This is a genomic window from Bradyrhizobium roseum (genome assembly GCF_030413175.1).
GTDB classification, from domain to species: domain Bacteria; phylum Pseudomonadota; class Alphaproteobacteria; order Rhizobiales; family Xanthobacteraceae; genus Bradyrhizobium; species Bradyrhizobium roseum.
The window spans coordinates 966,863-980,182 of sequence record NZ_CP129212.1 but is presented as its reverse complement, the minus strand read 5'-3'; the positions used below and the strand labels follow the sequence as shown (position 1 = coordinate 980,182).

Here is a 13,320-nt window from a genome sequence, read left to right as displayed (position 1 = left end):
AGAGCGCCCGCCTCAATGTCCGGATAGTTCGGGAATGGCCGCCCGCGCTCAGTCGGGCCGGTTGAGGGCCGCGACAGGGACGGTCGCCTTGCGGCCGGGCGGACGCGAATTGTCCTTGTCCTTGCGGTTCAGCATTTCCCGCAAATACGCCACGTTGGCGGCCGCCTCCTCGGCGGGCAGATCGCCCTTGGCGATGGTCTCGGCTTCGGCGAAGCGGCCCTGCAGGCCGACCACCAGCGCCAGGTTCTGGCGCACCCGACCGTCGGCACGGGGATTGGCATAGGCGCGCCGCAGCGTTTCCTCCGACTGCGGCAGCTCCCGGGTCAGCATGTAGGACAGGCCGAGATTGGACAGCACGGAGGGCTCTTCCGGCACGATCTTCAACGCGCTCGCGTAGTAGCGGCGCGCCTCCTCGTGCTTGCCCATCTTGTCGAGCGTGGTGCCCTGCACCGAAAGAATGCGCCAGTCGGGATTGGCAGGCGAATGGGCGCGGCTGAGCACGTCGAAGGCGGCCTGTGAATTACCGTTGTCGGCCAACGCGCGGCCGTAGGCGGCGAGCAGGGTCTTGTTGCCGGGATGGGCGATGGTGGCCTGTTCGAGCACGGCGGAAGCCTGCTCCCGCTGGCCGGTGGTACGAAGCGCCTGGCCGTAAGCCAAAGCCGCTTGCGCATCCTTTGGGTTGGCGCGGTACTGCTCGCCATACACCTCTACGGCGCGCTGGGGATCCTCGGGGGCGGCCTGCGCCTTCGGAGACGATGAGGAGGTCAGCGACCCCGTGATGTCGGACATGGTCTGGCAGCCGCCAAGGCCGGCAGCGAGAATCGCCGTCACGGCCGCGGAGCAGAGGAACCGGAATCCGGCATGGCTGGACTGTCGACGCATGGCACTTCAACTCGCGGGAAAGGCTGACGAATGCAGCCAGCAATAGACTGTTAACCCTAACGGCCGGTTAATCGGCCGTGCTATGCCTGCCGCATCACCCCGCCCAATCCCTTCGCGCGAGACCCGCATGCCATCTCCGTTCGAGACTGCCCCCGACACCGCCGCCATCCCCATCCTTTTCGCGACCAAAACGACATGGGCGGGCGTCGCAAAGGAGCTTCCCGAACCAGCCCGACAGTTCGCGGTGGCCAACGATTTTACCGCCAAGCCCGGCAAATGCCTGACGCTGCCCGGACCCGACGGCAAGATCGCGCAGGTGGTGTTCGGGCTTGAAGATGAGGGCAGCAAATCCCGCGACCTGTTCCGGCCGGGCGCCCTGCCCGGCCTGCTGCCGCCGGGCGTCTATCGCTTCGCCAATGCGCCGCACGACCTGCGGCTGGCGACGCTGGCCTTTGCCCTAGGCACTTATCGCTTCGGCCGCTACCGCAAGAATGATGCGCCTAACGTCCGCCTGGTGCCGCCCGAGGGTGTCGACGCCGCCGACATCGCGCGGATGGCGGAGGCGGCCGCGCTGGCGCGCGACTTGATCAACACGCCGTCGAACGACATGGGCCCGGAAGAACTGGCGCAGGCGGCGCAGGCATTGGCAACGCGGTTCGGCGCCTCGTTCAACTGCATCGTCGGCGACGAACTTTTGAAGCAGAACTTTCCGCTGATCCACGCCGTCGGCATGGCCTCGACGCGCGCCCCGCGGCTGATCGACCTGAGCTGGGGCGATCCTTCGAACCCTAAGGTGACTTTGGTCGGCAAGGGCGTCTGCTTTGACACCGGCGGCCTCGATCTGAAACCGTCCAGCGGCATGCTGATCATGAAAAAGGACATGGGCGGCGCCGCCAACGTGCTGGCGCTGGCGCAGATGGTGATGGACGCCGGGCTGAAGGTGCGGCTGCGCGTGCTGATCCCCGCGGTCGAGAACGCGGTGGCCGGTAACGCCTTCCGTCCGCTGGACATCTTCAAGTCGCGCAAGGGACCAACCGTCGAGATCGGCAACACCGATGCCGAGGGGCGGCTGGTGCTGGCGGATGCGCTGGCGCTGGCGGACGAGGAGAAGCCGGACCTGCTGGTCGACCTCGGCACCCTGACGGGCGCGGCGCGGGTGGCGCTGGGACCGGACCTGCCGCCGTTCTACACCAATGACGAAGATCTGGCCGACGCCGTTGCCCTGAACGCGAGGAACGAGAACGATCCGTTGTGGCGCATGCCGCTGTGGCCGCCCTATGATTCCTGGCTGGATTCGAAGACAGCCGACATCAACAACGCACCGTCGGGCGGCTTTGCCGGCTCGATCACCTGCGCGCTGTTCCTGCAACGCTTCGTGACCGATGCGAAAAGCTGGCTGCATGTCGATATCTACGGGTGGACTCCGTCTGCCAAGCCCGCGCGCCCCGAAGGCGGCGAATGCCAGGCCGCGCGCGCGATCTACAAGCTGTTGAGCCAGCGCTATGGATGATCCGCGCCTGACCCCGGCCCGGCCGGACCTCGCCGCCAAATATCTCGAAGGCAAGGTGAAGGCCGCGCGCTATGTCACCGGCGAGGAATTCTGCGTGCGCGACGCGATCGCGCCGCTGCGCGAGGGACCTGCCGCCGAAGCCATGCTGGCGACGCAGGCGCTGAAGGGCGAGCGCGTCAGGATATACGACCGTGATGGCGAAGGCTTGGCCTGGGGCCAATTGAACGACGACGGCTATGTCGGCTGGATTCCGGATGCCGCGCTGGCCAGGCCCGCGGCGGCTCCGACGCACAAGGTTACGGCGCTGCGGACGTTCGCGTTCCCGGGCCCCTCGATCAAACTGCCGCCGGTCGAGACGCTGCCGATGGGCGCGCGCGTCACCGTCGCCCGCGAAGACGGCGCGTTCGCCGTCACGGACGACGGCTGGTATCTGCCGCGACGCCATGTCGGCAGCCTCGATGCGATGGAAAAGGATTTCGTCGCGGTCGCCGAACGCTTCGTCGGCACGCCGTATCTGTGGGGCGGCAAGAGCTCACTCGGCATCGACTGCTCCGGCCTGGTCCAGGTTTCGCTGAATGCCGCCGGCACCGGCTGCCCGAGGGACAGCGACATGCAGCAGGATGGGCTCGGACGAGCGCTCGACACGGCCGAGACGAAGAAGCTGCAACGCGGGGACCTGATCTTCTGGAAGGGACACGTCGCCATCGTCCGCGACGCCGACACCATGGTGCACGCCAATGCGCATCACATGGCGACCGTGATCGAAAGCACGCGGGAAGCGATCGTGCGAATCAAGGCCGCCGGCAGTGAAGTGACGGCGATCAAACGGCTGTAGCACGGCCTCCACTGTCGTCAACACGAAGGCGGTGACCCAGTATTCCAGAGACGTCAGCTATAGAAGACAGGGTCACGACGGCCGGAATTTTCTTCATCCATGGCAATAGATCAAAAGGCGAGCGCACAATGCCGACCCGTCCTTGTTCAAGACGCTAGGTATGAAGACGGGACGTCAGATCGCAAGCGTGTCAATTTGCATCGATGCTGCCTAGCGATTGGCATCGAGAAATCCGGTTATCCGAAATTAGCCAGATTACCTTTCCGCATCACCTTGATAAATGCCCGATGCCGCCGATGAATATCCTCAATATCGCTGGGCGATCGGACATCCCGCTGGGCGTCAGCCATGATAAGATCGGCATGTCGGCTCAGTGAAAGCATTCGTTGGGGATCGCGTTCGTAACTCACCACCTGAGTCAAGATCTCCAGCTGTCTTATAAAAACGGAAGGCTTGCCTCCCGCGTTCTGACGTATCATGTGCAGCATCGTGTTGACGAGTTCGTCGTACTGCACATGGGGAACGACCAACACCAGGCGTTTATTTTGAACCGTAACGCCTGTTGGGAGCTTCAACGGCTTGATTTCGCATAGCGCTGCACCGAGCCGGTCGAGCACACCCATTGCAGTATACGGGTCGTTAATTCCCGGCGACAGGGCGCGGACGGCCACTTCGACGAGCTGGCGAACCGCAAAGCGCAAGTCGGACGAGCTGACACGCTGCGATCCGAGAGCGGTGGCACTCCGTATCGCTTCATAAGCCCCCTCGGTCGGAGGCACTATGAGAGCAATGGGCGCTCCAGGAAAAATGTAGTCCCCCGGGCGGACTAGGAGGCGGACAGCAGCACTGTGCTCGCTCGCCCACGTTGCGAGGCCGTGCTCGTCTAGCTGCTGCAGATAGCCGCGCCGAGTGTCCGAGACTGGCTGAGCTGCAGCCCAGAAGCCGGGGCCAGGTGCATCGATCTGCGTCGCTTCAGTCGTGAGGCGCTTAATCGCGGCATGGAGATCATCGCTCACCAGATCGATTACGGTATCGACGTTTATCCGACCAGCAATGTGGCCGACGAAGTAGACGAGCGTTCCGACGCAGACGAACCCGAGACCGATGCCCACGCTAAGCGCGAGGTGAGGGATAAAAGCGCCTTCAGCTTCGGTGCGCACGCTTCGAAGCACGATCAACGCATAGCAGAAAGTCCCAAGAAACGCGCCTAACGTGAGTTGATTGCCGCGGTCGCGGGTAAAGTTGCGAAGCAATCTTGGCCCCATTTGGCCAGCGGCTAGTGAAAGCGCTGCGATCGTGATCGAGAAGACCGTCCCGGCTACACCTATAGTCGACGCCGCAATAGTTCCAAGCAAGGTCCGGGCTCCTGTGGCACCCCCGTCATAGAGCCAGTTCTCCAGCAGCCGGGTCGGGACTGCTCCGCTACGGTCGAGGGAGACGAAGCCAACCGCTCCGACGACACTAAATAGTACCAGAAGCGCTGGGACTAGCCAAAACGTCTCTGCGAGATCAGCCAAAAGCTTCCGGAGCCGCGCGGTCATGTACGACCCACCATAATCATAGGTTTTAGCTCCTCAGTGAAGAACAGGAAATTGAGACACGCACGTTTGGTAGATGGAGGGATCAGCCCCTTGAGATTGCGAAGTCGATAACAACGGCGTCCGGCGTCGAAGCGACTATTGGCGAACTATATCGGCAAATTGCTGCACGATCTGAACGAACCGCCCACCGGAAGGTTGCAATAGGCCACAGAGATTGAGAGCAGCATTCTTGAAACGAAACTGAAATAATCGCTGGGATCTTACAAGCACACATCTTCCACAAGGGAGGATCGGATTTTGAACGGAAATAACGCTCGACATCTGCAGAGCATCGACCAGATGTTGGGCTACGGCGCTATCGGCTTGTTTCTTATGATCTCTATCTGGTTGTTGAGGGACATGCTTTTATTGGTATTTTCCGCGGCGCTTTTGGCTTGTGCTTTGCGCGGCACGAGCGGTGTGGTCCGCCGTTGGAGCAGGCTCGGCCCACAGACGGCCCTTTTGGCAGTCGTCGCGGGCCGAACGCTCTGCACAGGTGTAGATTTGAGGTGGTTGTTCGCAACCGGTAAAGGCGTGCGATGCATTACGATTTGCAGCGCGATCACGTTGGCAGTTTCTCCTGCGATTGCACAAACGACAGCACCGGCACCTCCTGCGATCGGCCAAGATGACCAATTGATTTCAAAGTCCGTGGAAGTCGAGCCCGCCGCCGGCGATACGGCGATCGCGAGCCGGATCCAGCGCATTCTGCAATCGACGGACTGGTTCCAAAACCCGCGCGTCTCGGTGCGGGAGGGCATAGTCTTTATCGAGGGAAAAACAAAGACTCAGGCTCATTTCCGCTGGGCCAGTGCCCTGGCACAAAAAACCCAAGGCACCGTTGCAGTGGTCAACCGCATTGGGGTTGAGGCGGACATTGGATCAACGTTTGGACACGCCGGTGAAGAGTTTGAGAAAACGTATCGGCAGGCGCTTCAAGTTTGGCCATGGATCCTGATTGCGGTTGTGATTCTCATGATCACGTGGCTCACGGCTCGTCTCGCTGCGCATCTCGCTCGACGCTTTTTCGTCAGTCGGATCCCTTCACCGCTCCTACTCAGCGTCATTGTCCGCTTGTTCTCTATCCCGGTCTTCCTTCTCGGGTTTTACTTCGTCCTTCAGGTCGCAGGCCTGACACGCCTCGCGCTGACCGTTCTGGGCGGCACCGGGCTTTTTGGCATCATCGTCGGCTTCGCTTTTCGCGACATCGCTGAGAACTTTCTTTCCAGCATCCTGCTCAGCGTGCGAAATCCCTTCAGGACGGGCGATCTCATAGAAGTCGATGGAAACACAGGGATAGTTCAGAACCTCAACATTCGAAGCACTGTTCTCCTCACACTCGATGGCCACTACGTCCAAATTCCAAACGCCGTTGTCTTCAAGAGCACAATTATGAACTACAGCAGTTCGGCGAGCCGGAGAGCCGACTTTTCAGTTGGCATCAGCTACGATTCATCTACCACTAAGGCTCAGGCCCTCATCGCGAATGTGCTGAAGCAACATCCCGCGGTTCTCGATGTGCCAGAACCGCTGGTCCTTGTGGAGGAACTGGGCATGGCGACCGTAAATCTCCGAGTCTATTATTGGTTCGTCAGTGCCATCTATTCTCCGATCAAGATCAATTCGGCCCTCCTTCGCCTGACAAAGGACGCGCTGCTAGGCGCAGGTATCGAACTTCCCGATGCAGCTCGTGAAGTTGTCTTTCCGAAAGGCATACCAATTGTCCCTGCCGATGCGCATAATTCCAAGTTTGAGTCTCCGAAGGCGGAGGGTTCCATTCATTGCCGAGAAGAAAGGCTTTCTGCGGCAATCGGCGAAGGTAACTTGAGCAACGAACAGACCGAGGTGTCTGCCCAATCCAGGGGCCAGGCGCCGGAAGCGAAGGAAAACTTGCTGAAAGAGTGAATATTTGCAACGCCGCGCAGTCGTGACGGTCGTGACGCGCACCCCGGCCTTCATCGTAATGCTTGGCCTTCATGGTCGGTCCTACCAGGGTGGAACTATCGTCCCGACTGGGAGTCTTCTTAATTCGAACTCAGAAAAGCGATGGACGATGAAAACGAAAATTCTTCGCGCTGCCATAGCGAGTCTCTTTAGCTTGTTCTGGACCGCAGCTTTAGCTGCACAGCCAGCGACGCCGTCGAGCGAAAAATCGGTCACCAGTTGCACGACGCCGGGCTCGGTAACGTCGGGAACGACCGATGAAAAAACGACATCTATGACGGTGGGAAAGAGCGCCATTTTGCCGAGTGCAGGCGGGTCCAACTCGGCTGCGCCCACAGTGCAAAGCGGTGGTGAGCCGTTGACAATAAGACCCGAGTGTCCGCCAGATTCAAAGCCGAAATGAGGACTGTGGCTATTGGCCAAACTACCAACTAATCTGGGATATCGGACATCCGGACCCGCGGCCGCTGTGTTTTGCTTGAAAGCAGACCACCTTAAGCATTACCTGCGGCTGCACGCCTATTTCAAGCTGGACCTCTGTGGGAAATTTCTGCGGCCTACCAAAGATGCCGCGGGCCTTGCACGATAGCATCCAGCCCGACACCAGCCGCCCACCTTCTGCAGCATGCCTATTGCCCGCTGCATCGCCCAATACCAGACCGGTGAGAAAAGATCAGCCTCACCAGCGCGTATATCGGCAGAAGCAAAGCCACGGACCAAGCCACATAGCCGGAGAAGCTCGTCATCTTGACGCCGCTTACAACTCCGCCACCGCCTCAATCCGGAACGCCGCCGCGAACAGCGCGCGGGTGTAGTCGCTCTTGGGATTCTTGAAGAGCTCCGCGGCCGGCCCCTCCTCCACCACCTTGCCATGGCGCATCACGATGAGGTGGCTGGCCAGCGAGGCGACGACGCGCAGATCGTGCGAGATGAACATGTAGGTCAAATCGCGCTTGCGCTGCAGTTCGCGCAGCAAATCGACCATCTGGGCCTGGAACAGCATGTCGAGCGCCGAGGTCGGCTCGTCCAGCACGACGAAATTCGGCTCCAGCACCACCGCGCGCGCGATCGAGATGCGCTGGCGCTGGCCGCCGGAGAACTCGTGCGGATAGCGGAAACGCGTCGCCGGATCGAGCCCGACGTCCTGTAGCGCCTTGACGACGCGCGCTTCGCGCTCCTCGTAGGACAGCGCCTTCTGGTGCACGGTCAGGCCTTCGGCGACGATATCGCCGACCGACATGCGCGGGCTCAGCGCGCCGAACGGATCCTGAAACACGATCTGCATGTCGCGGCGGAACGGCAGCATATCCTTGAAACGCAGCCCCTGGATGTCCTTGCCGAGGAAGACGATCGGCCCTTCGGAGGAAATCAGCCGGAGCAGCGCCAGCCCCAGCGTGGTCTTGCCGGAACCGGATTCGCCGACGACGCCGAGCGTCTCGCCCTTGCGGACCGCGATGCTGACGCCATCCACCGCCTTGATGTGGCCGACGGTCGAGCGCAACAGTCCGCGCTTGATCGGAAACCAGACCTTGAGATTGTCGGCCGATATCACCACCGGCTCGTTGGGCCGCGGCGGCGCCGGATCGGGCTTCGGCTCGGCCGCGAGCAGCGCGCGGGTGTAGGCGTGCTTCGGCGCACTGAAGACTTCCTCGACCGGCCCCTGCTCGACAATCTTTCCCGAGTTCATCACGCAGACGACGTCGGCGATGCGGCGGACGATGCCGAGGTCGTGGGTGATGAACAGCATGCTCATGCCGAGCCGCCGGCGGATGTCGGCGAGCAGCGCCAGGATCTGGGCCTGCACGGTGACGTCGAGGGCGGTGGTCGGCTCGTCCGCGATCAACAGATCCGGCTCGTTGGCGAGAGCCATCGCGATCATGACGCGCTGGCGCTGGCCGCCGGACAATTGATGCGGATAGCTTTGCAAACGGGTTTCCGGATCGGGGATGCCGACCTGCGTCAGCAGTTCCAGCGTGCGCGCCCGCGCCGCCCGGCCGCCGATGCCTCGATGCAACGACAGGATTTCCCCGATCTGCGCTTCGATGGTGTGGAGCGGATTGAGCGAGGTCATCGGCTCCTGAAAGATGATCGAGATGTCGTTGCCGCGGATCTCGCGCATCTCTCGTTCCGAGGCATTGAGCAGTTCGCGGCCCTTGAAATGAATCGTACCTGAGGGATGCGAAGCCGCCGGATAAGGCAGCAGCTTCAGCACGGACAGCGCGCTGACGGACTTGCCGGAGCCGGACTCGCCGACGAGGGCCACGCACTCGCCGCGCTTGATCGAGAAAGAAACGTGGTCGACGGCAGTCGTGACACCGCTCGGCTGGTGGAACGCTACCGAGAGGTCGCGCACATCGAGCAGGGGCTGGTTGATGGCATCCATGCTCGATCCTTATCTGAACGTCTTGCGTGGATCGAAGGCGTCGCGCACGCCTTCGCCGACAAAGATGAGCAGGGACAGCATGATCGCGAGCGAGAAGAAGCCGGTAAAACCAAGCCACGGCGCCTGGACATTGGCCTTGCCTTGCGACAAGAGCTCACCGAGCGACGGCGAGCCCGGCGGCAGGCCGAAACCGAGGAAGTCGAGCGCGGTCAGCGTCATCACCGAGGATGATACGATGAACGGCAGGAAGGTCATGGTCGCCACCATCGCGTTCGGCAGCAGATGCCGGAACATGATGACGCCATTGGAGACGCCGAGCGCGCGCGCCGCCTGAATGTATTCGAAATTGCGACCGCGTAGAAATTCCGCGCGCACGAGTCCAACGAGCGTCGTCCAGGAAAACAGCAGGAGGATGCCGAGCAGCACGAAGAAACCGGGGACCAGCACCGATGACAGGATCAGCAACAGGTAGAGCGAAGGAATCGCACTCCAGATTTCGATGAAGCGCTGGAAGGACAGGTCGACCCAGCCACCGAAGTAGCCCTGCACGCCGCCGGCGATGACGCCGATGATCGACGACAGGATGGTCAGCGTCAAACCGAACAACACCGATATCCGAAAACCATAGATCAGCCGCGCGACCACGTCGCGGCCCTGATCGTCGGTGCCGAGCCAGTTGTACTCGAGATCGCGACAGCTCTTCAGCCCCTTCTTCTCAACTACCGGCTTGCACTGTTCTTCCGTCAACATCCATGTCGGCTTCGACGGCGCCGGGGTCGGCAGATCGAGATTGTGGGTGGCGTAGGAATAGCGGATCAGCGGCCAGACGATCGTGCCGCCCTTCTCGGCGATCAGCTTCTGCAAATAGGGATCGCGGTAGTCAGCCGAGGTCTCGAAATCGCCGCCGAACGTCGTCTCCGAATAGCTGACGAAGGCCGGCCAGTACAGCTTTCCGTCAAATTTGACCAGGAACGGCCGGTCGTTGGCGATCAATTCGGCGAACAGCGATACCACGAACAGGATCAGGAATATCCAGAGCGACCAGTAGCCACGGCGGTTGGCCTTGAAATTCTGCCAGCGCCGGCGGTTGAGCGGCGACAACGCAAAGGGATGACGCGTGGCCGGCGCGGCGGCACCGATCGGCGACGGCGTCGAGGTCTCGGTCGGCTGCGGGGCGAGCATCGTCATCAGACCTCCCTCGCCTCGAAATCAATCCGGGGATCGATCCACATGTAGGCAAGGTCGGAGATCAGACCCACCACGAGGCCCACGAGGGAGAAGATGAACAGCGTGCCGAACACGACCGGATAATCGCGGTTGAGCACGCTCTCGAAGCCGAGCAGCCCGAGCCCATCGAGCGAGAAGATGGTCTCGATCAGCAGCGAGCCGGAGAAGAATGCGCCAATGAACGCACCGGGAAAGCCTGCGATCACGATCAGCATGGCGTTGCGGAAGATATGGCCATAAAGCACCTGGCGCTCGCTGCAGCCTTTGGCGCGCGCGGTCATGACGTACTGCTTTCTGATCTCATCGAGGAAGGAGTTCTTGGTCAACAGCGTCATGGTGGCGAATGCACCGAGGCCCATGGCGATCAAGGGCAGCGTGAGGTGCCAGAAATAGTCGATGATCTTCCAGTACCAGGGGAATTGCGACCAGCCGTCGGAGGTCAGGCCGCGCAGCGGGAACCAGTTGAAGAACGAGCCGCCGGCAAACAGGATGATGAGCAGGATGGCGAACAGGAACCCGGGGATCGCAAAACCCACGATGACAATCGCCGAGGTCCAGGTATCGAAGCGCGTTCCGTCCGCCACCGCCTTGCGGATGCCGAGCGGGATCGAGATCAGGTAGGTCAGTAGCGTCAGCCACAGGCCGAGCGAAATCGAGACCGGCAGCTTCTCCTTGACCAGCTGGATCACGCTGGTGTCGCGAAAAAAGCTCTTGCCGAAATCGAAGCGGGCAAAATTCCATACCATCAGCGCAAAGCGCTCCGGCGCCGGCTTGTCGAAACCGAACTGCTTTTCCAGGCTCTTGATGAAATCCGGGTCAAGTCCTTGGGCACCGCGGTATTTTGAATTGACGGCATCGGCCGAGGCGCCGGCCTGCGGCCTCTGCCCGGCGAAATCGCCGGTGGCGGAGCCTGAAATGCGCGAGGAGCCACCGGTGTCGGCGCCGGAGAGCTGCGCGATGACGCGGTCGACCGGGCCACCCGGCGCAAACTGCACCACAACAAAGGAGACGAACAGGATGCCGAGCAGGGTCGGAAACATCAAGAGGATGCGGCGGGCGATATAGGCCGACATTATGGCTTTGCCTGCTCGAGTTTGCCGGCCTTCGCGGCGTCATGCCACCAGATCACGCGCTCGCCCGATCCCGATGCATCGATCTGATAACGCGGCAGGTCCTTCGGGCGGTCGAACATGTCCCAATAAGCCAGCCGGTGGGTCTTGTTGTACCACTGCGGCACCCAGTAGCGCCCGGCGCGGAAAACACGGTCGAACGCATGGCAGGCGACGGTCAACTCGGCGCGGCTCGCGGCGGCGATGATCTTTTCGATCAGCGCGTCGATGGCGGGACTTTCGATCCCCGCGAGATTGTACGAGCCCTTGGTTTTGGCGGCCTGCGAGGAGAAATAGGCGCGCATGGAGTCGCCCGGCGTCGTCGACATCGAGAAGCGCGTGATCGTCATGTCGAAATCGAAATCTTCCACCCTGGCGCGGTACTGCACGGCGTCGACCAGGCGCGGACTTGCCTCGATTCCGAGCGTGCCCAGGTTCTTGATGTAGGGCGCGTGATGCGCATTCAGCGAGGACTCATCGTACAGGAATTCAATGCGGAAGACTTCGCCACCCGGCGTCATCCGCTTGCCGTCCTTGACGACGAAGCCGGCCTCGTTAAGCAATTGCTGCGCCTTGCGCAGCATGTTGCGGTCCTGCCCCGAGCCATCCGAAACCGGGGGCACGTAGGGCTGGCCGAACACCTCGTCGGGCACCTGGCCGCGGAATGGCTCGAGCAGCTTCAATTCCTCCGCCGAAGGCGGCCCCTTCGCCATCATGTCCGAATTCTGGAACGGCGAATGCGTACGCGCGTAGGCGTCGTACATGATGGTCTTGTTGGTCCATTCGAAATCGAAGGCGTTGATCAGCGCCTCGCGCACGCGGGGATCCCTGAACTTGTCGCGGCGATTGTTGATGAACCAGCCCTGCGCACCCGACGGCCTTTCGTCCGGCACCTGCTCGCGCTTGACGCGGCCGTCCTTGATGGCCGGGAAGTCATAGCGTGTCGCCCAGAGGCGCGCGGTGAATTCCTCGCGGAACAGATAATTCTTGCCGGTAAAGCCTTCAAAAGCGACGTCGCGGTCGCGGTAGAATTCGTAGCGGACAACGTCATAATTGTAGTAGCCACGGCAGACCGGAAGGTCCGCACCCCACCAGTCCTTGACGCGGTCGTACTCGATGAAGCGGTTGACCTCGAACCGGCCGACCTTGTACGGCCCCGAACCCAGCGGCGCATCGAGCGTCGATTCCTCGAAGACCCGTGTCGCATAGTATTTCTTCGCGAAGATCGGCAGGCCCGCAACATAGAGCGGCACGTCGCGGGCGCGCTTCTCGACGAAGGTGACGATCACGGTCGCATCGTCGACTGCCTCGGCGCCCTTTACATCGCGCATCTGCACCTGAATCAGCGGATGGCCCTTGGCCTTCAGCGTGTTGATCGACCAAGCAACGTCATGCGCCGTAATTGTCGAGCCGTCGTGGAATTTTGCTTCCGGTCGCAGCGTGAAGCGATAGGTCAGCTTGTCCGGCGAAATTCGCACCGACTTTGCGACGAGCCCGTACATCGCATCCGGCTCGTCGCCGGCGCGCACCATCAGCGCCGAGAAAGTCAGGTCCATGCCCTGTGCGCCCTCGCCCTTGAGGATGTAGGCGTTGAGCGAATTGAAAGTCTGGTAGGACTGATTATAGGCGCGTGTCGAGGGAATGGTCGAGAACATCCCGCCCTTTGGCGCTGCGACGTTCACGTAGTCGAAATTCTTGAAGTCGGCGGGATATTTTAGATCGCCGAATGCCGAGATGCCGTGCACCTCGCCATTCTCCTCGGCGGCGCGAACGGGCTCAAACCCGAGAGCGCCCAGCGCGCCTGCGCCGAGGCCGAGGACGTGCCGGCGGGAGAACTGCGCCATGCGCAT

10 protein-coding genes are annotated in these 13,320 nt (G+C 61.5%); 3 read left to right on the top strand and 7 right to left on the bottom strand.

Going from position 1 to position 13,320, the window contains the following annotated elements; all coding sequences use genetic code 11:
- Positions 1 to 48: 48 nt before the first annotated feature.
- A complete protein-coding gene (locus tag QUH67_RS04465) occupies positions 49 to 882 on the bottom strand; it encodes a tetratricopeptide repeat protein (protein ID WP_300945446.1) in 834 nt (277 codons plus the stop codon).
- A gap of 127 nt (positions 883 to 1,009) precedes the next feature.
- Here QUH67_RS04465 and QUH67_RS04460 point away from each other — a divergent pair, with 127 nt between their 5' ends.
- Complete coding sequence (locus QUH67_RS04460) at positions 1,010 to 2,392, top strand: leucyl aminopeptidase family protein (protein ID WP_300945445.1); 1,383 nt, start codon at positions 1,010 to 1,012, stop codon at positions 2,390 to 2,392.
- On the top strand, positions 2,385 to 3,227 hold the full coding sequence (locus QUH67_RS04455; protein WP_300945444.1) for a C40 family peptidase: 843 nt from the start codon (positions 2,385 to 2,387) through the stop codon (positions 3,225 to 3,227). The genes QUH67_RS04460 and QUH67_RS04455 overlap by 8 nt, the downstream gene beginning before the upstream one ends.
- Positions 3,228 to 3,463: 236 nt before the next feature.
- On the opposite strand, the gene QUH67_RS04450 is transcribed toward QUH67_RS04455, so the two are convergent.
- Positions 3,464 to 4,768, bottom strand: a complete 1,305-nt coding sequence (locus QUH67_RS04450; protein WP_300945443.1) for a DUF2254 domain-containing protein — start codon at positions 4,766 to 4,768, stop codon at positions 3,464 to 3,466.
- A gap of 297 nt (positions 4,769 to 5,065) precedes the next feature.
- Between QUH67_RS04450 and QUH67_RS04445 the strand changes: the two genes are divergently transcribed.
- Positions 5,066 to 6,712 (top strand): mechanosensitive ion channel family protein, encoded by a 1,647-nt coding sequence (locus QUH67_RS04445; RefSeq protein WP_300945442.1) that lies wholly within the window; start codon positions 5,066 to 5,068, stop codon positions 6,710 to 6,712.
- A 668-nt stretch (positions 6,713 to 7,380) separates the two neighbouring features.
- On the opposite strand, the gene QUH67_RS34900 is transcribed toward QUH67_RS04445, so the two are convergent.
- Genes QUH67_RS34900 through QUH67_RS04425 form a run of 5 tightly spaced genes read right to left on the bottom strand, consistent with a single transcriptional unit; the run spans position 7,381 to position 13,314 of the window.
- Positions 7,381 to 7,497, bottom strand: a complete 117-nt coding sequence (locus QUH67_RS34900) for a hypothetical protein (RefSeq protein ID WP_407080406.1) — start codon at positions 7,495 to 7,497, stop codon at positions 7,381 to 7,383.
- A gap of 11 nt (positions 7,498 to 7,508) precedes the next feature.
- Positions 7,509 to 9,134: an ABC transporter ATP-binding protein gene (locus tag QUH67_RS04440; protein ID WP_300945441.1), complete on the bottom strand. Its 1,626-nt coding sequence runs from the start codon at positions 9,132 to 9,134 to the stop codon at positions 7,509 to 7,511.
- Positions 9,135 to 9,143: 9 nt separating this feature from the next.
- Positions 9,144 to 10,322 (bottom strand): ABC transporter permease, encoded by a 1,179-nt coding sequence (locus QUH67_RS04435; protein ID WP_300945439.1) that lies wholly within the window; start codon positions 10,320 to 10,322, stop codon positions 9,144 to 9,146.
- Positions 10,322 to 11,434 (bottom strand): microcin C ABC transporter permease YejB, encoded by a 1,113-nt coding sequence (locus tag QUH67_RS04430; RefSeq protein ID WP_300945438.1) that lies wholly within the window; start codon positions 11,432 to 11,434, stop codon positions 10,322 to 10,324. The genes QUH67_RS04435 and QUH67_RS04430 overlap by 1 nt, the downstream gene beginning before the upstream one ends.
- The gene (locus QUH67_RS04425; protein WP_300947937.1) at positions 11,434 to 13,314 is read right to left on the bottom strand and encodes an extracellular solute-binding protein; all 1,881 of its coding nucleotides are present in this window, start codon (positions 13,312 to 13,314) and stop codon (positions 11,434 to 11,436) included. Before QUH67_RS04425 ends, QUH67_RS04430 begins: the two co-directional genes overlap by 1 nt.
- Between the last annotated feature and the right edge of the window lie 6 nt (positions 13,315 to 13,320).